This is a genomic window from Amaricoccus sp. (genome assembly GCF_036846665.1).
GTDB lineage: Bacteria > Pseudomonadota > Alphaproteobacteria > Rhodobacterales > Rhodobacteraceae > Amaricoccus.
On sequence record NZ_DAIUBO010000048.1, the window covers coordinates 1 to 20,272 of the forward strand.

General features: G+C 69.5%; 22 protein-coding genes and 1 pseudogene. 9 read left to right on the top strand and 14 right to left on the bottom strand.

All coding sequences use genetic code 11. The features are described from left to right. Positions 1 to 788 (bottom strand): LacI family DNA-binding transcriptional regulator (locus tag V7050_RS06735; protein ID WP_324410409.1); only part of this gene is annotated, 788 nt, incomplete at its 3' end. Between the two features lie 160 nt (positions 789 to 948). Here V7050_RS06735 and V7050_RS21010 point away from each other — a divergent pair. Beyond that, positions 949 to 1,317, top strand: a complete 369-nt coding sequence (locus V7050_RS21010; protein WP_442885519.1) for a transposase — start codon at positions 949 to 951, stop codon at positions 1,315 to 1,317. 129 nt (positions 1,318 to 1,446) lie between these two features. On the opposite strand, the gene V7050_RS06740 is transcribed toward V7050_RS21010, so the two are convergent. The 5 genes from V7050_RS06740 to V7050_RS06760 all read right to left on the bottom strand — a co-directional run bounded on the left by V7050_RS06740 (position 1,447) and on the right by V7050_RS06760 (position 5,595). Continuing rightward, positions 1,447 to 2,199 carry an ABC transporter permease gene (locus V7050_RS06740; RefSeq protein ID WP_324367948.1) on the bottom strand — a complete coding sequence of 251 codons (753 nt, stop codon included), beginning with the start codon at positions 2,197 to 2,199 and terminating at the stop codon, positions 1,447 to 1,449. A 7-nt stretch (positions 2,200 to 2,206) separates the two neighbouring features. Next, a complete protein-coding gene (locus V7050_RS06745) occupies positions 2,207 to 3,004 on the bottom strand; it encodes an ABC transporter ATP-binding protein (RefSeq protein ID WP_324410416.1) in 798 nt (265 codons plus the stop codon). Beyond that, on the bottom strand, positions 2,988 to 3,755 hold the full coding sequence (locus V7050_RS06750) for an ABC transporter permease (RefSeq protein ID WP_324374528.1): 768 nt from the start codon (positions 3,753 to 3,755) through the stop codon (positions 2,988 to 2,990). The genes V7050_RS06745 and V7050_RS06750 overlap by 17 nt, the downstream gene beginning before the upstream one ends. A 72-nt stretch (positions 3,756 to 3,827) precedes the next feature. Then, complete coding sequence (locus V7050_RS06755; RefSeq protein ID WP_324367103.1) at positions 3,828 to 4,790, bottom strand: ABC transporter substrate-binding protein; 963 nt, start codon at positions 4,788 to 4,790, stop codon at positions 3,828 to 3,830. A 91-nt stretch (positions 4,791 to 4,881) separates the two neighbouring features. After that, positions 4,882 to 5,595: a FadR/GntR family transcriptional regulator gene (locus V7050_RS06760; RefSeq protein WP_324367101.1), complete on the bottom strand. Its 714-nt coding sequence runs from the start codon at positions 5,593 to 5,595 to the stop codon at positions 4,882 to 4,884. Between the two features lie 146 nt (positions 5,596 to 5,741). Between V7050_RS06760 and V7050_RS06765 the strand changes: the two genes are divergently transcribed. The 8 genes from V7050_RS06765 to V7050_RS06800 all read left to right on the top strand — a co-directional run bounded on the left by V7050_RS06765 (position 5,742) and on the right by V7050_RS06800 (position 12,828). After that, a complete protein-coding gene (locus V7050_RS06765) occupies positions 5,742 to 6,428 on the top strand; it encodes a fumarylacetoacetate hydrolase family protein (protein ID WP_324367098.1) in 687 nt (228 codons plus the stop codon). A gap of 316 nt (positions 6,429 to 6,744) precedes the next feature. Further along, positions 6,745 to 7,221: a hypothetical protein gene (locus tag V7050_RS06770; RefSeq protein ID WP_324367096.1), complete on the top strand. Its 477-nt coding sequence runs from the start codon at positions 6,745 to 6,747 to the stop codon at positions 7,219 to 7,221. A gap of 19 nt (positions 7,222 to 7,240) precedes the next feature. Beyond that, on the top strand, positions 7,241 to 8,512 hold the full coding sequence (locus V7050_RS06775) for an imelysin family protein (protein ID WP_324410411.1): 1,272 nt from the start codon (positions 7,241 to 7,243) through the stop codon (positions 8,510 to 8,512). 16 nt (positions 8,513 to 8,528) lie between these two features. Then, a complete protein-coding gene (locus V7050_RS06780; protein ID WP_324367092.1) occupies positions 8,529 to 8,810 on the top strand; it encodes a (2Fe-2S)-binding protein in 282 nt (93 codons plus the stop codon). Beyond that, positions 8,776 to 9,261: a bacterioferritin gene (bfr, locus tag V7050_RS06785; RefSeq protein WP_324367090.1), complete on the top strand. Its 486-nt coding sequence runs from the start codon at positions 8,776 to 8,778 to the stop codon at positions 9,259 to 9,261. Before V7050_RS06780 ends, bfr begins: the two co-directional genes overlap by 35 nt. Continuing rightward, positions 9,221 to 10,765, top strand: a complete 1,545-nt coding sequence (locus V7050_RS06790; RefSeq protein WP_324367088.1) for a di-heme oxidoreductase family protein — start codon at positions 9,221 to 9,223, stop codon at positions 10,763 to 10,765. The genes bfr and V7050_RS06790 overlap by 41 nt, the downstream gene beginning before the upstream one ends. Next, positions 10,765 to 11,748: an imelysin family protein gene (locus V7050_RS06795; protein ID WP_324367086.1), complete on the top strand. Its 984-nt coding sequence runs from the start codon at positions 10,765 to 10,767 to the stop codon at positions 11,746 to 11,748. Before V7050_RS06790 ends, V7050_RS06795 begins: the two co-directional genes overlap by 1 nt. Before the next feature lie 3 nt (positions 11,749 to 11,751). Next, positions 11,752 to 12,828 (top strand): DUF1513 domain-containing protein, encoded by a 1,077-nt coding sequence (locus V7050_RS06800; protein WP_324410414.1) that lies wholly within the window; start codon positions 11,752 to 11,754, stop codon positions 12,826 to 12,828. A gap of 4 nt (positions 12,829 to 12,832) precedes the next feature. Here V7050_RS06800 and V7050_RS06805 read toward each other — a convergent pair whose 3' ends face one another. From V7050_RS06805 to V7050_RS06840, 8 genes and pseudogenes are all read right to left on the bottom strand, one after another. Further along, entirely contained in the window at positions 12,833 to 13,282 is a 450-nt protein-coding gene (locus tag V7050_RS06805) for a glutaredoxin domain-containing protein (protein WP_324374533.1), read from the bottom strand. 24 nt (positions 13,283 to 13,306) lie between these two features. Next, positions 13,307 to 14,332 (bottom strand): annotated as a pseudogene (cysK, locus tag V7050_RS06810) (cysteine synthase A); the annotation flags it as partial. A gap of 13 nt (positions 14,333 to 14,345) precedes the next feature. After that, the gene (locus tag V7050_RS06815) at positions 14,346 to 15,578 is read right to left on the bottom strand and encodes an MFS transporter (RefSeq protein ID WP_324367082.1); all 1,233 of its coding nucleotides are present in this window, start codon (positions 15,576 to 15,578) and stop codon (positions 14,346 to 14,348) included. Next, positions 15,575 to 16,513 carry a DMT family transporter gene (locus V7050_RS06820; protein WP_324367080.1) on the bottom strand — a complete coding sequence of 313 codons (939 nt, stop codon included), beginning with the start codon at positions 16,511 to 16,513 and terminating at the stop codon, positions 15,575 to 15,577. Before V7050_RS06820 ends, V7050_RS06815 begins: the two co-directional genes overlap by 4 nt. 52 nt (positions 16,514 to 16,565) lie before the next feature. Next, a complete protein-coding gene (locus tag V7050_RS06825; protein ID WP_324367078.1) occupies positions 16,566 to 17,783 on the bottom strand; it encodes an NAD(P)/FAD-dependent oxidoreductase in 1,218 nt (405 codons plus the stop codon). A 16-nt stretch (positions 17,784 to 17,799) separates the two neighbouring features. Then, entirely contained in the window at positions 17,800 to 19,035 is a 1,236-nt protein-coding gene (locus tag V7050_RS06830; protein ID WP_324367076.1) for an NAD(P)-binding domain-containing protein, read from the bottom strand. 98 nt (positions 19,036 to 19,133) lie between these two features. Then, positions 19,134 to 19,343, bottom strand: a complete 210-nt coding sequence (locus V7050_RS06835; RefSeq protein WP_324367074.1) for a DUF1127 domain-containing protein — start codon at positions 19,341 to 19,343, stop codon at positions 19,134 to 19,136. Between the two features lie 37 nt (positions 19,344 to 19,380). Beyond that, positions 19,381 to 19,947 carry an OsmC family protein gene (locus tag V7050_RS06840; RefSeq protein WP_324367071.1) on the bottom strand — a complete coding sequence of 189 codons (567 nt, stop codon included), beginning with the start codon at positions 19,945 to 19,947 and terminating at the stop codon, positions 19,381 to 19,383. Positions 19,948 to 20,272 lie beyond the last annotated feature (325 nt).

Below are 20,272 nucleotides of genomic sequence, written 5' to 3' on the forward strand. Positions count from 1 at the left end.
GCCATGCGGTCGTTGCCGAGGCAGAGAACCGTCGGCGGATCCTCGATCGTCAGCCCCCGGTCGAGCGCGTCCCAGAGCAGCTGCTCCTCGGCCAGATGGTCGTCCGCCGAGAGGTTCGCCGCCGTGACCAGGGCCGGGTCGAAGGGGATGCCGGCGATGGCGAGCGCATCGCGGTATCCGGCAACCCGCAATCGTGTCGCTTTCATCTCGGGGCCGAGCGTCAGATAGGCGATCCTGCGATGCCCGCGCGCGATCAGCCCTTCCGTCAGCGCCTTCTGGCCGGAGCGGTCGTTGGGCAGTACCGCCGGGCTGCCCGCGTCGTCGAAGCAATTGGCCAGGACCAGCTTCGTGTCGCCGGCGATCCCGGGCAGGGTGACCTTCATGTGGTGGTCGGCGACGAAGATGATCCCCTCGACCCGGTGCTCCTGGAAGGTGCGGATCAGGTTGGGAATGCGTTCCGACTTGCCGCCGGTATCGGAGATGAGGAGCGTCAGCCCGCTCTCCTCGAGCTCGCGCAGGATGCCCTGGACGATCTCGATGTCCGGCAGGCCGCCGAGGGCCATGCGTCTCGGGGTCAGGGTGATTGCTCCGGTGATCAGGCCGACCAGGCCGGAGCGATTCGACCGCATGGTGCGAGCGGCGGAGGAGGGGACATATCCCAGCTCGGCGATCGCGCGCTCGACCTTGTCCCTGGTGGACCGGCCGACCGGCGCATCGCCGTTCAAGAACCGGCTGACGGTCTTGGGCGAGACGCCAGCCCGCTTCGCCACGTCGTAGATCGTCGACACAGGCTCACTTCCCCCCAAGTGATTCGACCGTTGACACCGATGTCATGACACCGATGTCATAATCGGTCGGTCAGTTCAAGAACGAAGTTTGGCGGTGCCGGCCGGCGCCGTCATGGGGGATCCTGTGCCCGAAATTGGACCGTGGCCTGATGCGGTCACGATGCCCGGGGTCAAGCGCGCGTGGAACGCCACGATCCACCCGGTGCGCTGCTGGATCGAGAAGGTGTTCGGCACCGCCAAGCGCAGCTACGGCCTCGCCCGGGCGCGCTACCTGGGCCGACCACGGGTGTCGCTGCAGGTCCACCCGACCTTCATCGCCTACAACCTGCGCCGCGCGCTACCCTGGCGCGTCCGCAGCCCGCCTGACCCGGTCCCGGCGCGCCCGGCAAGGAACCCAACGCCCCGACCCAGCAGCAAAAGCCTTCCCAGCCGGCGCCTCCCTACCCGAAGCCCTCGCCCGGGATCAGCTGAACGCCCCGGCGCTATTGGCGCACAGGTCTCTGGAATGACATCTCGAAAATCTGTGTAATAACAACCTATTGGCCAGCGTTTCATCGTGAAACGCCGCCCATGGCCGGCGCGCCGAGAGCACGTGACCGGTTGCCGCGCCCGGGCAAGCTCGACGTCCACGGGCCGAGTCGCTCGGAGGAAGGTCCTTTCACCGCTTCGCGGCGTAGTAGGACACGCGGCGCTCCAGATGGGCGAGCAGTTCCGACAGCGCGAAGGCCATCGCGAAGAGCACGAGCAGCACCGCCCAGAAATGCGACATCAGGAAATTGGAGGAATAGAGCTCGAACAGCGCCCCGAACCCGACGACCGAGATCAGCAGCTGGCCGATGATCACGCCCTTGACGCCCCGGATCACGCCGATCCGCACGCCGCCCAGGATCTCGGGCAGCGCGGCCCAGAAATAGACCTTGTAGAAGGCGTCGAGGGGCGAGGCGCCGAAGCATCGCGCCATCTCCACCAGGGACCGGTCGATCTGCTTCACGCCGGCGCGGGAGTTCAGGATGATGATCCAGATGGCGAAGAGCGTCGTGGTGATGACGATCGACTTCATCCCGAACCCGAAGAGCACCATCAGTACCGGCACCAGCGCCGTCAGCGGCGCGCTGAGGAACATGTTCACCCAGGGCAGCAGCAACTCGTCCACGAGACGGCTCTTGCCCATCAGGATGCCCACGGGGATGCCGATCGTCACGGCGGCGAGGATGCCTGCGAGAAACGCGACGACGGTCTCCGTCAGGGCGTTCTGGAAGGCCGGCGTGCCGACGATCTGGAACAGCGTCTGCAGGACCTCGCTGAGCGGCGGGATGAAGAAGGTGAGCCCCGAGCGCCCGACGATCTCCCAGAGCACCGCCCAGAGGACGAGCGAGGACATGGCCGGCAAGCGGTAGCCGTAAATCGTCATGGCCGTCCTACTCCACGTAGCTGCGCAGCGAGGCCCAGATCTCGTCGACGATGTCGAGATATTCGGGATCGCGGCGGATCTGGTCGGCGCCCTTCTTGCGGAAGCCGCCGGGGCGGATGATCTCGGAGACCCGGCTCGGCCGGGGCAGGAGGATCGCGATCTGGTCGGAGACATAGACCGCCTCCTCGATCGAATGGGTCACGAAGATGAAGGTCTTGGCCTCCCGCTGCACCAGCGCCAGCAGATCCTCCTGGAACTTGCGGCGGGCCTGCTCGTCAACCGCCGAGAAGGGCTCGTCCATGAGCAGCACCTGCGCATCGACCGAGAGGGCGCGCGCGAGCCCGACCCTCTGGCGCATGCCCCCCGAGAGCTCGTGCGGATAGCTGGCCTCGAAGCCGGCGAGCCCGACGTTGCGGATGTATCCCTCGGCAATCGCCTCGCGCTCGGACCGCGCCACGCCGCGGAGCTCGAGGCCGAAGGCGACGTTGCGCAGGACGTTGGCCCAGGGCAGCAGCGCGAAGTCCTGGAACACGAAGGCCCGGTCCGGACCCGGTCCGGTGACGGCCTTTCCGTTGACCTCGACCTCGCCGGAGGTCGGCTCCAGCAGGCCGGCGATGATCTTGAGCAGGGTGGTCTTGCCGCAGCCCGAAGGGCCGAGCAGGGAGGTCAGCTGCCCGCGCGGGAAGTCCAGCGACAGGTTCCTGAGCGCCTCGACCGCGCCATAGTTCTTGGAGATGCGGCGCGCGGTGACCGCGAAGTCCGGCGCGGGCGCCTGCACGGGATGTGCCCTAGGTATCTGAGGCATAGCCACGGTTGTTTCCTTCGAAGAGGAAGTCTTCGAGCCGCTCGAGTAGGTTCAGGAACAGGACCGCGAGCAGGATGATGGAGAAGATCGCCGCGTACATGCTCGGATAATCGGCGATGGACCGGCTGTAGCTGATGATGTCGCCGACACCCGTCGGCGTGATCTTCAGCTCGGCGAGCACCGCGCCGATGAACCCGGCCGACACCCCGAGCCGAAGGCCGGAGAAGATGATCGGCGATGCGGCCGGCAGGATGATCTTGAGCACGATGTCCCGCTCGCTGCCGAGGAACGAGCGCCCCATCTCCTTGAGCGAGGAGGGCGTGTTGCGCACCGCGCCGCTCGTGTTGAGGACGATCACCGGCATGGCCATGATGCAGACCACGAAGACCTTCGAGGTCAGCCCGATCCCGTAGACCATCACCAGAAGCGGGATCAGCGCCGCCAGGGGCGCCGCCTGCATGACGATGAAGATGGGCGAGAACAGCCAGTCGAACCAGCCGCTCAGGCCGATCCAGAGCCCCAGCCCGATCCCGAGCGCGGCCGAGATGGCGATGCCCACCAGAAGGGGCTTCAGCGTCTCGCCGAAGGCCACGAAGAGGGTTCCGTCGAGGATCATGCGCATGAGCGCCGCCATGGTCTCGAGGAAGGTCGGGAAGGCATAGCTGACGGGGATCATCCCCGCGATCTGCCAGGCGCCGAACACGATCGCGGCCGAGAGAAGCGTCAGCATCAGTGAGCGTTGCGGCATCATGCGCGGATCCCGTCGGCGAGCCCGAGCGGCCCGGTCACCGGAGGGTCGGCCGGTGACCCGGTCGCTTCCGGCTCAGTTCATTGCGGCGTCGAGCGGCGCGAGGTACCAGAAGTCCTCGATGTTCAGCGTCGAGGGATCCCCGTCTAGCTGGCCGGCCGCCGAATACCATTCCATGTCCGCCATGGCCGCCTTCCGGCCGCCGCCATCGGGATCGTAGAGCCCGCCGGCAACCGCATCGGCGTAGAATCCGTCGATGCCGTCGCGCAGCTCCTGAGGCAGCTGCCCGATCGGCCCCTCCGGATCGGTCTCGCGGCTGATGATGGTCGGATCCTCCAACATGTCCTGCCAGGTGCTGACCAGCGCCTCGACGAAGATGTCGACCGCTTCCTCGTTGTTCTTGATCCAGTCGAGATTGGCGAAGAGCGCCTCGTCGCTGGCATCGACCTCGAACATGGGCAGGACGTTGAACGTGTCGGGTTCCTGCGCCATGATCTTGTTCTTGCTGGCGAGATCCAGGATCGTCGCGTCGGCCTGGCCGGCGATCAGCGCCACGACCCGGTTCTCCGACCCGGGCAGGTAGGAGCGCTCGCCGAACTTGATTCCGACCCGATCCTCGATGACGTTGGCGATCGAGTCGGTTCCGCCGCCGCGTGAATGCAGAAGGATCGGCTCGCCGTCGAGTTCCTTGAGATCGCCGTATTTCTTCGAGGTGACGGGGAAGAACTTCAGCTTCGAGAGCTGGAAGACGATGCGCAGCGGCGCCTTGGAGCGCTGCATGGCGGCATAGGGCGTGCCGAAGCCGATATCCATCTGGCCGCTCAGCACCGCCTGGATCGCCAGTTCCTCGTCCGAGAAGGCGGTCCATTCATAGTCGAGGCCGTTGGCCTTCGCGCGATCGAGCGCCACGAAGAAGGCCGCCATCTCCGGCGAGGGCGTCTCGGCGAGGGCGATGCGTATCGAGTCGGCCGCCGCGGTGGACGCGGCCATCCCGAGCGCCAGCGCGGCTCCCGCGATCTTCATGATCTGATGCTTCATTTTCTCCTCCCAGAGATTGCTTGGTTTCTTGGACTTGTCCTCACGGTCCCGGCTTCGCGCGGTTTCGACCCTCCGTTTTCGATCGCCTCCTTCAGACCTCCCCGAAGAGCCGCGCGGAGACGGATCCGATATGCCGGCGCATGGCGTCCTGCGCCGCCGTCGGGTCCCGCGCCGCGATCGCGGCGGCGATCCGGTCGTGCTCGGCGAAGCTGGGATGCTCCGCCGGCGGGCGGTCCGAGACGCGGACGACCGCGTCCCAGGCCACGGCGCGCCTGACCTGATTGAGCTGGTCGAACAGGGAAAGCAGGAGGATGTTGTCCGTCGCCTCCGCGATCGCCCGATGCAGCGCATCGTCCTGGGCCTCGTAGGCGCGCCAGCTCTGCGCGGTCCTCGCGCGATCCTGCGCGCGCCTGATGCCGACGATCGCCGCTTCGGACGCGTTGATCGCCGCCTCGCGCGCGATGGCGGGCTCGATGCAGAGGCGCGCCCGCATCATGCGGACCGGCGTGAGGCTCCGGCTGAGCATGCCGAGCCCGCCCGCCGGCCGGCCATCGGTCTGGCCCGCGACGAAGGTGCCCTTGCCGACGTGCCGCCAGATGGCGCCCTCCCGCTCCAGCGCGTCGAGCGCCTTGCGCAGGGTGGCGCGGCTGATCCCGAGGCTGACGATGAGCTCGCGCTCCGGAGGCAGCCGGTCTCCGGGGGCGTAGGGACGGTCGGCAATCAGCGCCCGCAGGGCCGAAACGGCGTCGAAGCGCTCTGCGGGGGCCTGCCGTGTCAGCGCATCCATGGTCCGGCCATTGGTCAACCAATTTCGATCTCTTGAGCCATTATGGGCCACATCAATCGCGATGGGAAACCAATTCTCCCCACTTCCGGCAATTGGTGGCGATTGATCCGTCCCGGGTGGCGGTGTAGGGGTAGCTGAGATAGCAGGACGCCGGAGGGGCCGAGATGTCGAAATTCGCAATCGCAACGCCACCTGTCGTTGCCCTTCCCGTCGCCGGAAGCGACGCGCTCTTTCCGGTGCGGCGCGTCTATTGCATCGGGCGCAACTACGCCGCCCATGCCATCGAGATGGGGCACGATCCCGACCGGGAGGCGCCGTTCTTCTTCCAGAAGAACCCCGACAATCTCGATGCTTCCGGCGCGTTCCCCTATCCGCCGAAATCCTCGGACGTCCATCACGAGGTGGAAATCGCGGTCATGCTGAAATCGGGCGGCAGCGACATCCCGCTCGACGAGGCGCTCGACCATGTCTTCGGCTATGCGCTCTCGCTCGACATGACCCGGCGCGACCTGCAGGGCGAGATGAAGAAGCAGGGCCGGCCCTGGGAGATCGGAAAGGCCTTCGAGCGCTCCGCGCCGGTCGGGCCGGTGCATCCGGTCTCGGAGGTCGGGCATCCGGACCACGGGCGGATCACGCTCAAGGTGAACGGCGAGCTGCGCCAGGAGGGCGACCTCAACCAGATGATCTGGAAGGTCCCGGAGATGATCTCCTATTTGTCGGAGTTCTTCGAGCTCGCCCCCGGCGATGTCATCCTGTCCGGCACCCCCTCCGGCGTCGGCCCGGTGGTAAGGGGCGACAGGATGGAGATCGAGGTCGAGGGGCTGGGGGCCATGACCGTATCGGTCGTCTGAACCGCGGGTCCGACGCAGGGGCGACCGGACCTCCGCCCGGCCGGATGCGGCCGTGGCGCTGGATGGCATTGCCATCCAAACCTGAGGAAAGAACTCAGGTTGACATATCCGAGTGATTCACTCAGTTTTACAGCGCTGTCCCCACCGGCCCTCGAATCGGAGCGCGGGGAAGCGCTGGCCATTCGCACGGAGGCACCCGACGTGAAACTGCCGACCGGCCGGGGAAACGAGGCCCGCACCGCGCTGCATGACCGGACCCGGCGCCTGCGCATCGCAGGCCTCGGCCGAGCGGCACCGGCCAGGTGACCAGCGGGTCATGAACGCCATCCGTCCTCCCCGTGGCGGCGCCACAGTAGGTCATGTCGCCGAGCTTGACGCCGTCGCGGCCGGTGCCGTCATCTGCCTGCGCCGCTGGTGCGACGGACCTGCGGCGCAAGCCCAGATGCGCGAAGACTTTGCAAGGGCGCTCGGCCCGGAAGCGGGTGGCAGCGCGATGCGCGCCTTCGAGGAGCTCTGCGATCTCTGCGCCCGCCACGGCCGGCGTCCGCTGATGCGGCATCATGTCGCCTGCAAATGCATCGGCGCCGACGAAGCCTGCTTCGCGAACTTCGTCGCTCTTGCCAGCGAAGGGGACCGCGAAGACGCGATGCTCATCGCGACCATTCTCGTTCGCGCCGATATCGCGATGTGCCTCTTGGCCCGTGCCGAGGCATTCGGCCTCGCGCTCAAGCGGATGTCGCTTCGAGCGCGTCCGGCGCAGCCGCCCCCGCCAACCGCGAAGATCCTTCACTAGGGAAAAGGAACGCCATCCGATGAAGACCTGTGCAATCACCACCTGCGCGCTTGCCCTCGGGATCGGGCTCGCGACGGAAGGCAATGCCGAAGTCAGCCGGACAGCCATTCTCCAGACCTATGCCGACATCGCCGCCGCGGAATATTCCGACAGCCTGGACGCGGCCCGGGACCTCAAGGCCGCGGTTGACGCGCTGATCGCGGATCCCTCCGAGGCGACGCTGGCGGGCGCCCGGGAGGCCTGGCTCGCGGCCCGCGTGCCCTATCAGCAGACCGAGGTCTTTCGTTTCGGCAATGCCATCGTCGACGACTGGGAGGGCAAGGTGAATGCCTGGCCGCTCGACGAGGGGCTGATCGACTATGTCGACGCCTCCTACGGCGGGCCGACCGATGCCAACGAGCTCGCCGCCCTGAACATCATCGCCAATCCCTCCATCACCATCGCCGGTGTCGCGGTGGACGCCAGCGAGATCACGCCGGAACTGATCGCCGAGACGCTCAACGAGGCGGACGGGATCGAGACCAACGTGGCGCGCGGATACCACGCCATCGAATTCCTGCTCTGGGGGCAGGATTTGAACGGCACCGGACCCGGGGCGGGCGACCGTCCCTATTCCGACTTCGTCCAGGGCGAAGGCTGCACCGGCGGCAATTGCGACCGCCGCGCGGCCTATCTCGAGGCGGCGGCAGCGCTGCTGGTCAGCGACCTCGAGTTCATGGCGGCGGAATGGGCGGAGGGCGGCGCGGCGCGCGGGGCGGTCACCGCCGACGAGGGCACGGGCCTCGTCGCGATCCTGACCGGCATGGGCAGCCTTTCCTACGGCGAGCAGGCGGGCGAGCGGATGCGGCTCGACCTGATGCTGAACGACCCCGAAGAGGAGCACGATTGCTTCTCCGACAACACCCACAACAGCCACTATTACGACGGGCTCGGGGTGCAGAACGTCTATCTCGGCCGCTACGCCCGCCCGGACGGATCGGTGGTCGAGGGGCCCTCGCTCTCCGCCCTCGTCGCCGCGACCGACCCGGGCCTCGACGCCGAGATGCGCGCGAAGCTCGACACGACGATGGCCGCGCTCGGGGCCATCCGGACGGCCGCCGAGGGGGGATTTTCCTATGACATGATGCTCGAACAGGGCAACGCCGAGGGCGAGGCGCTGGTCATGGCCGGCGTGAACGGGCTGATCGACCAGACACGCAGCATCGAACGGATCGTCACGGCGCTGGGACTCGACAGCATCGCCTTCGAGGGATCGGACAGCCTCGACAATCCGAGTGCGGTTTTCCAGTGAGCCCGGGCGCCTACCGATGATCGTCTGCCATTGCCAGGCAATCAGCAGCGCGGACGTGCACGCGGCCATCGACTGGATGCGTGCCGCCGACCCGGACACGATCATCACGCCGGGAAAGGTCTATCGAGCCCTGGGCAAGGCCGCGGATTGCGGCTCCTGCGTGCAGCTATTCCTTTCCACGATGCGCCAGAATGATAATCTGATGGTCCCCATGCAACTCCGTGGCCTGAGCAGGCAGCGCGGACAAACACTTGAGGACCGAAATGAAGGGCGACGAGAAAGTAATCGACTACCTTAACCGTGCGATCCGTTCTGAACTGACTGCCGTTAGCCAGTACTGGTTGCACTATCGTTTGCAGGAGGACTGGGGCCTCGGACACATGGCGAAGAAGAGCCGGGAAGAGAGCATCGAGGAGATGAACCACGCCGACAGTCTGATCCAGCGCGTGATCTTTCTCGAAGGCCATCCGAACCTCCAGAAGCTCGACCCGCTCAGGATCGGGCAGAACCCGCGCGAGACGCTCGACTGCGACCTGGCCGCCGAACAGGAAGCCTGCGCGCTCTACAAGGAAGCCCGCGAATACTGCCAGAAGGTCGGCGACTACGTCTCGATGAAGCTGTTCGAGGGATTGCTCGCCGACGAAGAGGGACATGTCGATTTTCTCGAGACCCAGATCGACCTCTACGAGAATCTCGGAGGCGAGCGCTATGCGCTCCTCAACGCCTCGTCGATGGACGAGGCTGAGTAGGCTCGCCCTCGGGTTCGCTGTGCTCGGCGGCGCCGCCGATGCACAGGACCTCGGGGATCCGCACCTGAAATTCATCCCGCGCACCGCCGAGGAGGCGACGCGAATCGCCGCGGTCACCGCGCCGGCCACCAACTTCTCGCAGCCGCAGCCCTTCGAGGAATTGCCGGGCGGGGCGGCGACGGTGCGGGCGCGAACCACCGCGGACGCCTTTTCCGATCCGTCCGGGAACATCAGCTTCGAGCGCGAGCTGGACTTCAAGGTCGGCAACGGGCTCTTCCGCAAGCTCTGGGTCTCGGCGCCGTCCTCGACGCTCGCCTCGGACGGGCTCGGGCCGCTCTACAATGCGCGCGCCTGCCAGAGCTGCCACATCAAGGACGGGCGCGGGCATCCGCCCTCGGGACCGCACGAGCCCGCCGTCTCGATGTTCCTGCGCGTCTCGATCCCCGCCGCGGGCGACCCCGCGATGGCGGAGGTCGCCGACTACATCGCCACCGCGCCGGACCCGGTCTACGGCGGCCAGCTCCAGGATTTCGCGACCGCGGGGCAGGCGGCGGAATACCGGCTCGACGTCACCTTTGACGAGACGACGGTCGAGCTCTCCGAAGGCGAGACCGCCAGGCTGCGCCGCCCGACCTATCGCGCCGCCGACCTCGGCTATGGCCCGCTGCATCCCGATGCGATGCTCAGCCCGCGGGTGGCGCCGCAGATGATCGGCCTGGGCCTCATCGAGGCGATCCCGGCCGCGGACATCCTCGCGACGGCCGATCCCGAGGATCGCGACGGCGACGGCATCTCGGGCCGGCCGAACGTCGTCTGGTCGGCCGAATACGCCATGCCGATGCTGGGACGCTTCGGGCACAAGGCCGGGGTGCCCACGATCCGCCAGCAATCGGCGGCGGCGTTCTCCGGCGACATGGGCATAGCGAGCCCGCTCTTTCCCGCGCTATGGGGCGATTGCACGGCAAGCCAGGCGGAATGCCGGTCGGCGCCGCACGGCGGCGACGCCGGCCAGGACGGCTACGAGCTCGACGCCGCCGGGCTCGATCTGGTGACCTTCTACAGCCGCAACCTCGGCGTGCCGGCGCGGCGCGACGCGGGTGACGCGCAGGTGTTGCAGGGCAAGCAGGCATTCTACGGCGCGGGCTGCCCCGCCTGCCACAAGCCGAGCTTCGTGACCTACCGCCTCGAGGACCGGCCCGAGCAGAGCTTTCAGTTGATCTGGCCCTATACGGACCTGCTGCTGCACGACATGGGCGAGGGTCTGGCCGACGATCGCCCCGAGGCGCGCGCCACCGGGACCGAATGGCGGACGGCGCCCCTCTGGGGGATCGGCCTGACCGGGCAGGTCAGCGGCCACGAGACCTTCCTGCACGACGGCCGGGCGCGGAGCCTGCTCGAGGCGATCCTCTGGCACGGCGGCGAGGCGCAGCCTTCCCGCGACCGGGTCGTCGAGATGCCGGCCGCCGATCGTGCCGCCCTGATCCGATACCTGGAGAGCCTTTGATGCGCGCCGCGCTCCTCGCCCTGGCGACCCTCGCCGCCACGCCCGTTTCGGCGAGTGTCGGTGACGCCCTTTCCCGCCATATCCTGCCGGCCCTGGCGGATTTCTCCGCCGCAACGGCGGGCCTGGACCGCGCGGCGCAGGAGGATTGCCGGGCCGAAAGCCTCCGTCCGGCCTTTCAGACGGCCTTCGACGCCTGGATGCCGCTTTCCGACCTGCACATCGGCCCGTCGGAGACCGGCGCGCTCTCGATCGCCTTCTGGCCCGACGACCGCGGCTTCACCGCGCGCACGCTCGCCGGCCTGATCGCTACCGAGGATCCGATCGCCGGGGATCCGGCCGGCTACGGAGAGGTCTCGATCGCCGCGCGCGGGCTCTTCGCCCTCGAGATGCTGCTCTATGACCCGGCCTTCGATGGCTACGGCCCGGACGATTATGCCTGCAGGCTCGTGCAGGCGATCGCCGGGGATCTCGGCCTCCAGGCGGCGGCGCTGGAGACCGCCTGGGCCGAGGATTTCGCGCCGGTGCTCGCCAGCGCCGGAGAGGCGGGAAACGCGACCTATCTAACCGAGGACGAGGCGATCCGGGCGCTCTACACCCAGCTGCTGGCCGGCCTCGAATTCACCGCCGACACGCGGCTCGGCCGGCCGATGGGCAGCTTCGAGCGGCCGCGCCCGAAGCGCGCCGAGGCATGGCGCTCGGGGCGCAGCCTTCGCGATGTCCTGCTCGCGGTCGAGGCCGCCCAGGGGCTCGCCCGGGCACTGGCCGAGCACGGCCTGCCGCAGACCGACGCCGCCGCCGACCATGTGCGGGCGGTGGCCGGACGCATCGCCGACCCGGGGTTCCAGGACGTCGAGGACCCGCAGGTGCGGCTCAGGGTCGAGGTCCTGCAACAGGCCGTGCGCCGGATGCGCGCGGCGATCGAGACCGAGATCGGCCTCGCCCTCGGAATTGCGCCCGGCTTCAACTCGCAGGACGGAGACTGACCGATGACGACGCGCCGTGGATTTCTCGCCGGCCTCCTGGCGGCCGGGACCGCCCCCCAGCTCGGCTGGGCCTCCGTGGGAAACCCGGCCTATCTGGCCGCCGCGCAGGAGCCCGATGACGGCTTCGCCCTCTTCGGGCTGCGCGGCGACGGCGCCGAGACCTTTCGCGTGCCGCTCCCGGCGCGGGGCCATGCCGGCGCCGGCCATCCGCGCCGCGCCGAGGCGGTGGCCTTCGCGCGCCGTCCCGGCGCCTTCGCGCTCGTCATCGACTGCTCGACGGGAGAGGTGCGCCGGCGCCTCTCGCCGCCGGAGGGACGGAAGTTCAACGGCCACGGCGTCTTCGCCGAAGCCGGCGCACGCCTCTTCACGGCCGAGCAGCGGAGCGACACCAGCGAGGGCGTGATCGGTATCTGGGACGTGGAGGCGGGATATCGCCGCATCGGCGAGGTCCCGACCCAGGGCATCGGGCCGCACGACCTGCGCCTGATGCCCGACGGGGAGACGCTGGTCGTGGCCAATGGCGGCATCGCCACCGATCCCACGGACCGCACCAAGCTCAACATCGACACCATGCGCCCGAACCTGGCCTATCTCGGCTTCGACGGAACGCTGCTGGAGAAGGTCGCGCTGGAAGCGGCGCTCTGGCGGAACTCGATCCGCCATCTCGCCGTGCGGTCCGACGGCATGGTCGCCTTCGCCATGCAATGGGAGGGGGAGGCGGGCGCCGCACCGCCGCTCCTCGGCCTGCACCGCCGCGGCGAGGCGGCGCGCCTCGCCCCGGCCCCGCTCGCCCATGAGCTGGCGATGCAGGGCTATGCCGGCAGCATCGCCTTCAGCGGCGACGGGACGGAGGTCGCCATCACCTCGCCGCGCGGCGGGCGGGTCCATCGCTTCTCCGAGCAGGGCGACTTCCTCGGGCCGGTCTCGCGGACGGATGTCTGCGGGCTCGCGGCGCATCGCGACGGTCTCCTGGCCAGCGACGGCCTCGGCGGCCTGATCGCGATCGAGGCCGGCAGGCCGCGCCCCCTGGCGCGCTGCGACCGCGCCTGGGACAACCATATCGTCGGCCTGGGCGCCTGATGCCTCAGCCCCGACCTGCCGCCCGTGCCGGACGCGGCTGGAGCCAGGTCGGCAGGAAGCTGTGGGGATCGCCGATCCCGTCCGTGCGCATGTCGCGGCCACAGGCTTGCAGGCATGCACGAAACCGACCGTCACGGATCGCGTCCATGGTCTCGGTCGCGCCGCCGACATGCTGCCCGCCGACGAAGACCTGCGGGATGGTGGCGGCGCGGGTCCGCTCCGCGAGCGCGCGGCGGAGATCGCCGCCCCGGTCGTTCTCCCTGTAGTGCGGCCCGTCGAGCTCGATCGAGCGAAACCCGATCCCCGCTTCCGCGAAGAGCCGGCGCAGGGACCAGGAGAACTCGCACCATTCGAGTGCGAAGAGCACGACCGGCTCCTCGGGATCGGCCAGGATCCGCTCCAGATCCGCGCGCGCCTGCGCCGATGGCGCGGGCGCTGCCGCCGCGGCCGGCACGGTCGCCCTGTCGGGGCGGCGGCGCGGCGTCGAGGCGGCGATCGCCTGCTCTTCCTCGTCCATCGCCTCGCCGATCTCGGCGAAGAGCGGCGTCGAGAGATAGCGCTCGCCGGTATCGGGCAGCATCGCGAGGATCCGCGTGCCCGCCGGCGAGCGCTTCGCGATTTCCAGCGCGGCGGCGAGCGTCGCGCCGCCCGAGATGCCGCAGAGGATGCCTTCGCTTCGCGCCAGATCCCGCGCGCATCGCAGCGCGTCGTCGCCGGAGACCGGCCGGATCTCGTCGACCAACCCGCCGGCGATCACGTCGCCGACGAGCTTCGGGATGAAATCCGGTGTCCAGCCCTGCATTGGATGCGGGCGGAACGCCGGGTGGCTGCCCGCCGGACTCCCGTCGGGAAGATAGGCCTGCGCGAGGCCCGACCCCATGAGCGGCGCATTCTCGGGCTCGGCCACGATGATCCGGGTTCCCGGGCTCCGCGCCTTCAGCACGCGCGCCACGCCCTTCAGCGTGCCGCCGGTCCCGAAGCCGGAAACCCAGCAGTCGAGCGGCGCATCCTCGAAATCCGCGAGGATCTCGGCGGCGGTGGTGCGCGAGTGGATGTCCGGGCCGGCCTCGTTCTCGAACTGGCGCGCCAGGAACCAGCCATGGCTTTCGGCGAGGGCGCGGGCCTTGGCCAGCATGCCCGAACCCTTCTCGGAAGCGGGTGTCAGCACGACCCTGGCCCCGAGCATCCGCATCAGCTTGCGCCGCTCGACCGAGAAGCTCTCGGACATGGTGACGACGAGCGGATGGCCGCGCGCGGCGCAGACCATGGCGAGGCCGATGCCGGTATTGCCGGAGGTCGCCTCGACGACGGTCTGGCCCGGTTTCAGGCTGCCGTCCTTGGTCGCGGCATCGATGATGCCGAGCGCCAGCCGGTCCTTGACCGAGGCCATGGGGTTGAAGGATTCGAGCTTGACGTAGAGCTCGATTCCATCCGGGGCGAGGCGGTTGATGCGCACGACGGGCGTCTTGCCGATCGTGTCGAGGATCGAGTGGTGTCGGGGCATTGCCGGTCTTCCTTCAGGTCGGGCGGATGCGGACGGAGGGCTGCTCGGGGTCGGAGTCGGGGGTGGCCGCCGGCATCCGGGAGAAGAAGCCGGCGGTGCCTGCCGCATTCCCCGGTACCGCGGAGTGGAGCGCGATGCCCGCGGCGACGGCCGTCATCGCTGCCGCGATCAGCGGCAGCGCGGCATAGCCGATGCCGGCCGAGAGCGCGGCGGCGCCGATCGACGGGCCGATCGCGTTCCCGAGGTTGAATCCCGACTGGACCAGGGTCGAGGCGAGGTTCGGCGCGCCCCGCGCCGCATCGACGACCCGGACCTGGATGCCGGCGGCGGGGAAGTAGAAGGCGAAGCCCCAGACGACCATGGCCGCCGCGGCGAGCAGAGGTGATCGCAGCGCCCAGGACATCACCAGGAACACCCCTGTCAGGGCGACGAACCCGCCGAAGATCGCGGCGGCGAGGTTGCGGTCGGCCATTCTGCCGCCGAGCTGCATCCCGACGACCCCGCCGATGCCGAAGAGCACCAGATAGACCGGCAGCGATCCCGGCGCGATCGAGGCGGTCGCGGCGAGAAGCGGTGCGATGAAGGTGAAGACGCAGAACGTGGCGCCGCAGAGGAACACGGTCAGCGACAGAGCCATGAGAACCTGCGGCCGCGCGAGCTCGCCGAGCTCGCCCGCGACCCCGGAGGCGGTGCTGCGCCCGACCCGTGGCAGCCACAGGGCCATCGCCATCATGGCGGCGCCGCCGACCAGCGCCACGGCCCAGAAGGTCAGGCGCCAGTCGGACATCTGTCCCAGCGCCGTGCCGGCCGGAATGCCGAGGACGTTGGCCGCCGCGATCCCGCTCCACATCATGGCGACCGCACGGGCCCTGCGGTCGGCGGGCACGATGCCGGCGGCGACCACCGAGCCGATTCCGAAGAAGGACCCGTGGCAGAACGACGTGACGATCCGTGCCGCCATCAGCGACGGGTAGTCCGGGGCGAGCGCGCAGAGCGCGTTGCCCGCGATGAAGATGGCCATCAGGCCGAGGAGCGTCGCCCGGCGCTCCAGCCCCTGGGCCAGCAGCGCCAGAACCGGCCCGCCGAGCGTGACCCCCAGGGCATAGCCGGTGATCAGCAGCCCGGTCCGCGGGACGCTCGCACCGAGTTCCGCGGCGATCTCGGGAAGCAGGCCCTGGACGGCGAACTCCGTCGTTCCGATCGCGAAGGTCGCGAGAGTCAGGGCGGGGATCGCGAGCCGGGTCATGACAGGCGCTCCGTCTCGAGGGAACGGGCCTCGCGGATCCGCATGGTCACGGGGCGGCGGTGGACGAGGGCGCGGAGGAGCCTCCCGTCGATGGTCAGGAGCCCCGCGAGGATCAGGGCCATGCCGCCCAGCTGATGGAGGCCGAGCGCCTCGCCGAAAGCGAGCACGCCGAGGAACGTCGCCGAGATCGGCGCGACGAAGGTCACGAGCGACAGGTTCGTGGCCCCGACCGCCGGAAGGATCGAATACATCGCGATGAAGGTCGCGGAGGTGAGCCCGATTCCGATGGTGGCCAGCGCCGCGGCCGCGCGGAGGTCCGGCATCGCCGGGATCCCCTCCACCGAAAGGGCGACCGGGGCGATGGCGAGCGCGCCCCCGGTCATCGCCCAGGCGATGAGGACCACCGGGTCGAGCCCGGCGAAGCGGCGGACGAAATTCAGCGCGATCCCGTAGCAGAAGGGTGCCGCCAGCGCGACCAGCACGAAGCGTGGATCGGATCCGCCGGCTTCGGCACCGCGCATCGTCAGGAGGACGATTCCGGCGACGCCGAGCGCGCAGCCCCAGAGCTTGCCCGCCGTCGCGCGCTCGCCGCCGCGCGAGAGATGCGCGACGAGGACCGTGGCGACCGGCGTGAGCGCATTGGCGATGCCGGCGGTCGACGAGGTGATGTGCTGCTGCGCCAGCGGCAGGATCGCGAAGGGCGCGGCGAACTGGAAGACGCCGAGGATCGCGATCCCGGCGAAGCCCCTTCCCGTGAATGTCGCGCGGCGCCCGGTCGCGAGCACGAAGGCCCAGCATCCCGCGGCGCCGATCGCGACGCGCAGGGTCGAGACGGTCAGCGGCCCGTAGCTGTGCAGCAGGACGGCGTTGAAGGCGAAGGAGGCGCCGAAGGCCGTCCCGATCGACAGGAGGACGAGCCAGTAGCGCAGGGCCATGGGTTGGGTCCGCGCGGCTGTCGCGGGCGCAGCAGGGCCCGTGGGGATCCGGTCAGGCATCGCAGGGCTCCATTGTTTGCCGGGGATCGGCGTGATCGTTTGCCGTGGCGGCGCGGCGCGGCTCCGGTTGCCGGGATGGCGCCGCACTGCCGGCTGCGACGGCGGCGCTCTCGGATTTCATGCAGGCGCTGAGGGTCTCGTGGAGCGCCTTGAGCGCGTCGAAATCCCAGTCGAAGCTGGCGATCCTCTGCGTGACCGCGAAGAGCGGCACCGACTGCGCCTGCCGCGCGCGGCCGTAGGCATCGGGCCTCCCGTCCCGGATCAGGACGCGCGACAGGGCATCCGCATCCATCAGCGCGTCGGTGATGCCGTGGGCGGTGGCGGGATCCTTGAAGAAGGCGGCATCGCCCGCCAGCGCCCAGCCCCGGCCGGTCCGCGCGCGCAGATGCCCCGGGGCGCCGGGGAAGCGGCGCGGCCGCTCGGCGGGAGCCGCCTGGACGCTCTCGGCGAGGCCGGGATCGAAGCCCGCGAGGATCGCGGCCATGCCGCGCCGCGCATCAGCGGCGAAGTGCCGCCCATAGGCCGCGGATGGGCAGGTGGCGAAGACGCAATGCAGGCCGTCATTGGTCGGGAAGGCGCCGGCCGAGACCCCGTCGCCGAAATACAGGCGATAGCCCCGGTTCTCGATGCCGGGGAAATAGCCGTAGACCGTGGCCGCGCGGTGGGGCGACGCGGCGAGAGGCTCCGCGCCGACGGCCTCCGCGATCCGCGAGGCACGACCGTCGGCGCCGATCACCAGGCTGGCGCGGATCTCGTGGCCTCTGCCATCCGGCCCGCGCAGGGAGACGCCGGCGACGCGGCCATCGGCGCCGCGGAGACAGTCTTCGACCTCGCTCCCGAGGGCGAGCTCGGCCCCGGCCGCGACCGCGGCATCGAGGATGGCGCGGTCGAGCAGCCAGCGGCGCGGCGCGATCAGCCCCTCGGCCAGAAGGCCCGGCCGGACCGGAACCGTGACCCGCTCGGCCCCGTAGTGGAACTGCGCTTGGCGGACCAGCGGCGTGCCCGCGCCGAGCAGCCGGTCGAGCAGGCCCCAGCGCGCAAGAAGCTCGACGGCCGGCCGCATCAGGGCATGGGTCGAGAGCGTGTCCCCGATCTCGGGCGCCCGGTCCAGGATCAGGACCCTGGCACCCTCGGCCGCAAGCGCGAGCCCGGTGGCCGCGCCGGCCACCCGGGCGCCGACGATCACCGCGTCATAGGGCTTCCGTGTCATCACGTGGTCTCCCGCCTCAAGCCGCCGCCCGGCCGCCGAGGCGGTCGGTCAGGTGTCGCGCCAGCACGCGCGCGTCGCGGGGCGCTCCGGCGATATGGGTCGAACGCGCGCTGCGCAGATGCCGCAGGCCGAGCACGTAGATCCCCTCGCCGACGACGCCGCCGTCGTGGCGGATGCGTCCCTTGCCGTCGAAGACCGGGAGCTTCACCCAGCGATGGTCGGGCCTGTATCCGGTCGCCCAGACCACCGTGCCGATGCCGCCTTCGCCGAGCCGCAGCATCAGACGCGGCGCCTCGGGAATTCTCGTCGCCGGCAACCGGCAGGCCGGCGGCGCATCGATGCCGGCTCTGTCCGCATGGGCGTCGATCCGGTCGAGCAGCCGGGCGAGCTTGAGGTCGGCGCTGGCGCAGGCATTGGCCAGCGACCCCGAGAACCAGGCCTTTCCCTCGGTCAGACCCGCGAGGCGCCCGACGATTTCGATGCCGAGATCCTGGAGGCCGTTGAGGTCGATATCCGCATGGGAGGGGTCGCCCAGAAGCGGCAGGGAGGGCGCGCGCCGCAACCGATCGAGTTCGTCCTCCCCGGAAGGGGGCAGGTCGAGCACGCCCAGGCGGTGCATCCACCACAGGATGTCGGCGCCGCGATACCGCCGCGGCAGGCGCAGGTGATTGCCCACGGCGAGCGTGACCCGCCGGCCGGCCAGCGCGAGCTCGCGGGCGATCTGGAGCCCGCTCGCCCCGGCGCCGACGACCAGCACGCCGCCTTCGGGCACGTCGGCGGGCCGCTTGTAGCTCTGGGGGGTCAGCTGGAGCACGCCCGGCGGCAGGTCGCCGGCGAGGCCGGGGATCCGCGGGAGCGCGCATTCGCCGCTGGCGATCACCACGCTGTCGCAGGCGATGGCGCCCTGGTCGGTCTGGACCCTATAGCCGCCCCCGAGCGGATCGAGGGCGAGGACGCGCGTCTCCTGCAGCACTGGCGCGCCATCGAGCGCCGCCGCGCGCGTCAGGTCTTCGGCGAATTCTCCGCAGGTCATGAAACTGTCCGGATCCGGCCCGCGATAGGGCCGGCCCGCCAGGCCGTTCATCCAGTTCGGCGTGAGCAGCCGCAGGCCGTCCCAGCGCTCGGTGCGCCAGCTGTTGGCGATCCGGCCGCGCTCGAGCACCAGGTGATCGACCGAGTGCCGGCGCAGCGCGTGGCTCATGGCGAGGCCGCACTGGCCTGCTCCGACGACGATGGTGGTGACGCGTTTCATGGATCGGCTCCCGCCGCGGCGCTCGGGACGCCGCGGCTGCAAAGGGCGGGTATTCGGATGGGGTGGGCGGAACGGACGGGCCGCGCCGCCGGAGGCGCTCAGGCGCGACGATAGAGCGTCTGCGCCAGGTGATGCAGCTCGTCGCGGGTCACGCCGATGTCGCGCAGCATCTGCTCGCTCATCTGCGACAGCCGGGCCATGTCCCGGCGCGCATTGCGCCGGGAGTGCAGGGTCGCCAGGAAGCTTCCCAGGCGATCCATCAGGGTGCGGCCCGAACGGGTCTGCGTGATGGTCAGGTCGGCATGCATGGCATTCTGTCCTTTTCTGTCGGGGGGAGGCGCGCCGTCAGGCGAGCGCCACCTTCACGTTGCCGGGGTTGGTGATGATGTCGAAGACCGCCGAGCGCTTCTGCGACTGGGCGATCACCGCCGCGATCTCGTCCTTGCTCGCATCGGCCTCGACCTCGAAGGTCACGCGGATCGCGCTGAAGCCGTTGCGGACGTCGGCGTCGATCCCGAGGATGCCGTGGAGGTTCATGTCACCCTCCACCTGCGCCTTGACCGAGTGCAGCTGGATGCCTCGGTGCTGCGCGATCGCCGCCACGCCGCCAGTGAGGCAGCTCGCCAGCGCCGAGAGCACGATCTCGACCGGCGTCGCGGCGTTGTCGGGTGCGGCGAAGACGCCCGGATGGTCCGCCTCGACGCTGTAGGGCGCCTTGTGCGACTGCTCGGCGCCGGCGCCGAAGAAGCCCTCGACGGTCGATTTGCTGTGGACGCCGCCGAGCCATTCGCAGCTCGCGCGCCAGGTGAACTGCGCCGCGGGCGGCATGTCGGTCAGCGCCTTCTTGATTCCGTAGAGGGCCTCGACGTCCACGCCATTGTCGGCGGTCTTCACTTCGGTCTGGATGTTCATCTCGCTCTTTCCATGTCTGATCGGTCGGTTGGGCGGATCCTCCGCCCAGCGCCCCGCGTTGAACCTTGATCCGTGAAGGCAGAATAACCCTGCGCCAGGGCAAGAACTTGCCGGTGCCCTTGGAATTTCGTTGGGAATGTCTGGGGAATTTCTGGCGGAACCTGCGGCGATGCGCGGGACCCGTGTGAAAGCGGTCAGGACTGGGGTATTGTTGCGATGTGAGATTTGTCTTCGACTCCTTCGTCATCGATTCCGCGACCCGCGAACTGCTCGCCTCCGGCACGCCTGTCCGGATCGAGCCGAAGGTTCTCGACCTCATCCTGCA

Bases quoted from the DNA above. Each gene is read 5' to 3' on its own strand.
- V7050_RS06770 (WP_324367096.1), top strand. From the start codon at position 6,745: ATGAACGCCATCCGTCCTCCCCGTGGCGGCGCCACAGTAGGTCATGTC.
- V7050_RS06775 (WP_324410411.1), top strand. From the start codon at position 7,241: ATGAAGACCTGTGCAATCACCACCTGCGCGCTTGCCCTCGGGATCGGG.
- V7050_RS06820 (WP_324367080.1), bottom strand. From the start codon at position 16,513: ATGGCCCTGCGCTACTGGCTCGTCCTCCTGTCGATCGGGACGGCCTTC.
- V7050_RS06765 (WP_324367098.1), top strand. From the start codon at position 5,742: ATGTCGAAATTCGCAATCGCAACGCCACCTGTCGTTGCCCTTCCCGTC.
- V7050_RS06780 (WP_324367092.1), top strand. From the start codon at position 8,529: ATGATCGTCTGCCATTGCCAGGCAATCAGCAGCGCGGACGTGCACGCG.
- V7050_RS06840 (WP_324367071.1), bottom strand. From the start codon at position 19,947: ATGAACATCCAGACCGAAGTGAAGACCGCCGACAATGGCGTGGACGTC.
- V7050_RS06825 (WP_324367078.1), bottom strand. From the start codon at position 17,783: ATGACACGGAAGCCCTATGACGCGGTGATCGTCGGCGCCCGGGTGGCC.
- bfr (WP_324367090.1), top strand. From the start codon at position 8,776: ATGAAGGGCGACGAGAAAGTAATCGACTACCTTAACCGTGCGATCCGT.
- V7050_RS06795 (WP_324367086.1), top strand. From the start codon at position 10,765: ATGCGCGCCGCGCTCCTCGCCCTGGCGACCCTCGCCGCCACGCCCGTT.
- V7050_RS06800 (WP_324410414.1), top strand. From the start codon at position 11,752: ATGACGACGCGCCGTGGATTTCTCGCCGGCCTCCTGGCGGCCGGGACC.
- V7050_RS06815 (WP_324367082.1), bottom strand. From the start codon at position 15,578: ATGACCCGGCTCGCGATCCCCGCCCTGACTCTCGCGACCTTCGCGATC.
- V7050_RS06750 (WP_324374528.1), bottom strand. From the start codon at position 3,755: ATGATGCCGCAACGCTCACTGATGCTGACGCTTCTCTCGGCCGCGATC.
- V7050_RS06790 (WP_324367088.1), top strand. From the start codon at position 9,221: ATGCGCTCCTCAACGCCTCGTCGATGGACGAGGCTGAGTAGGCTCGCC.
- V7050_RS06755 (WP_324367103.1), bottom strand. From the start codon at position 4,790: ATGAAGCATCAGATCATGAAGATCGCGGGAGCCGCGCTGGCGCTCGGG.
- V7050_RS06830 (WP_324367076.1), bottom strand. From the start codon at position 19,035: ATGAAACGCGTCACCACCATCGTCGTCGGAGCAGGCCAGTGCGGCCTC.
- V7050_RS06835 (WP_324367074.1), bottom strand. From the start codon at position 19,343: ATGCATGCCGACCTGACCATCACGCAGACCCGTTCGGGCCGCACCCTG.
- V7050_RS21010 (WP_442885519.1), top strand. From the start codon at position 949: ATGCCCGGGGTCAAGCGCGCGTGGAACGCCACGATCCACCCGGTGCGC.
- V7050_RS06745 (WP_324410416.1), bottom strand. From the start codon at position 3,004: ATGCCTCAGATACCTAGGGCACATCCCGTGCAGGCGCCCGCGCCGGAC.
- V7050_RS06740 (WP_324367948.1), bottom strand. From the start codon at position 2,199: ATGACGATTTACGGCTACCGCTTGCCGGCCATGTCCTCGCTCGTCCTC.